The organism is Roseovarius sp. D0-M9 (assembly GCF_037083805.1).
Classification (GTDB): Bacteria; Pseudomonadota; Alphaproteobacteria; order Rhodobacterales; family Rhodobacteraceae; genus Roseovarius.
The window spans coordinates 1-2,091 of sequence record NZ_JBAPKZ010000103.1 but is presented as its reverse complement, the minus strand read 5'-3'; the positions used below and the strand labels follow the sequence as shown (position 1 = coordinate 2,091).

Annotated in this window: 3 protein-coding genes; all 3 read right to left on the bottom strand. The window is 51.6% G+C overall.

The genetic code is table 11. The annotated features are described in order from the left end of the window. Positions 1-35: 35 nt before the first annotated feature. Complete coding sequence (locus tag V8352_RS21600) at positions 36-437, bottom strand: response regulator (RefSeq protein WP_336426317.1); 402 nt, start codon at positions 435-437, stop codon at positions 36-38. Positions 438-939: 502 nt separating this feature from the next. Next, complete coding sequence (locus V8352_RS21595) at positions 940-1,119, bottom strand: hypothetical protein (RefSeq protein WP_336426316.1); 180 nt, start codon at positions 1,117-1,119, stop codon at positions 940-942. 80 nt (positions 1,120-1,199) lie between these two features. Beyond that, positions 1,200-1,928: a DUF4394 domain-containing protein gene (locus V8352_RS21590; RefSeq protein WP_336426315.1), complete on the bottom strand. Its 729-nt coding sequence runs from the start codon at positions 1,926-1,928 to the stop codon at positions 1,200-1,202. Positions 1,929-2,091: the final 163 nt, after the last annotated feature.

The following is a 2,091-nucleotide window of genomic DNA, read 5'->3' as shown; positions in this document are numbered from 1 at the left end:
GTCGCCGGTCGGCTCAAGCACCTGCCCGCGTCACCCTACGACACAACATCTGGTGTGGTCGTGAACTGACCGGAGACCCGCACACCCACACAAACCGCGAAGAAGCCTTCCAGACTGCTGCCCTTGAGCACGTATCCAAGAACTCCGGCCTCGAGTGTGGAAATGGCGGTTTCTATATTGGTGGACGCCGTGAAGGCTATGAGTTTGGTTTTCTTGTAGTCATTGGCAACCGTTGCTATCGCCTCGAGAACACGGCCAGGCATATTGAGATCCATCACTATGATGTCTGGCGCAATATTTCTTGCAAGTTCCACGACATCATTGGCAACCGAACCAAGTCCTACAACCGTAAATTCATCGTTTGAGGAAAATAGATTGCTTATGCCGGATAGCAAAATCGGATGATCATCAACAAAAGCTATCCTGACAGAGTTCATGTCAACGCCTTGTGTGGCCTACATAAATTTGCAGCATCTAAACTTTAAAACTGATTTTCCAGACCTGCGCTGCATACATTGCATAGTGCCATGCAAGATCCGATTATAGACTACTTCTCAAAGCGTATCAATGCAGACTGGGTTGAGTGAAAAATCACCCCAAAGCCCATACCTATCAAATGCCTAGCTGATCGCGAAAATAAAAGTTCTATTTCCGCCGGTTTCTGAAACAATCTCGATCCGCAGAAAAGACTTAGCGTAAATCAAGACAAATTTTGCACGTTTTGATTGAATTCTGAAATTCGACACAACCCTTGATCGCCATGATAATTTAATCCGGTCAAGTCAGCGTCGGCATTGTTTTCAGTCCCGGCACCTGGCGGGTCGGGTTTACAATGAATTTGTCTGGCTCGGATGTTCAGATCTTGCAGATAAATTCATAGGGCGTATGCCCCTGAGGGTCTTGAGACTGCGTTCGAAGCTACAGGGAAGAGCTCGGCTATCACGTCATTGAATAAAGGAACGGGCGTCCGTCTTGCAAAGCAAAACGCAGAAGCCGGAGCGGGGCCAAGGCGGCATTGTCGCCGATGCCGATCCTGCCCGTCAGATCTTTGATGTCTTTCTGGTGCGTCATCTTCTCGCTTGATCGCTGAAAAAACTTCCTGCTTCCAATGCGTGGCATCGACAGGCTCGGGCGGCCATCTGTTGCCGCCCCAACCCAATTACACAGATGTTAACAATTATTTACATCACTTATACGGTTTACATTCCGAGCGACGCGGCAAAGCCCGTGATACCGCCCATACCATCAGCTTTCATCACAGCGGCACCGGTCTCCAAGTCGATTTCGTAGAGCCCTGCAGTATCGGCGCCTTCCATCTGAAGGATTGCAAAGGCCATGTTCTCGCCTTCGCTGGCCGAAACAATGTCAAACCCGCCCATTGGGGCCAAATCGACCGGGTTACCATCGACAGTGATTTCCCCAATGGTTTTCAGCGTTCCCTCATTATTTGCGAGGCTGACCAAAGTATCGGTCTCAGCATCAAGTGCATACTGGAACGTAGACCCCGCTGTCTTTTCGTTGATTGCATTTGTATAGGCATTTGCGAAGATCATCGGCTTCGTGCCCTCCATCGCATCGCCCTCGGCATAAGCCAGGCTGGTGAAGCGGCGCACAGATCCTGCGCGCTCATCGTTGTCGCCAAAGCCTTCGGGGAAATACACAAGGTTGTCGCCTGCCGACGTCACGGCGCGGACAGCATCGATTTTGTTGTTGAAATCGAATGCTACCATTGTGTCTTCGCCAATCATGGCATCGTCCATAAACGTGGCTTCCAGATCCGTCATCTCACCAGACATCGGGTCAATCGTTGCGATCATGCCATCGGAGAAGCCCAAAAGTTCCCCGGTGACCGGCCGCCATGCAATGGCCTTGAGCGGCGACGCTAAATTGTAAGTCGTCGCGTCGCCGGGGTTATGCACATCGCTCATGACAACCAGCGTCGCACCGCCGTCGGTCAGTGCGTAGCCTGAGATAGCTGCATTTTCTTGGCTTCTTCGCGGTTTGTGTGGGTGTGCGGGTCTCCGGTCAGTTCACGACCACACCAGATGTTGTGTCGTAGGGTGACGCGGGCAGGTGCTTGAGCCGACCGGC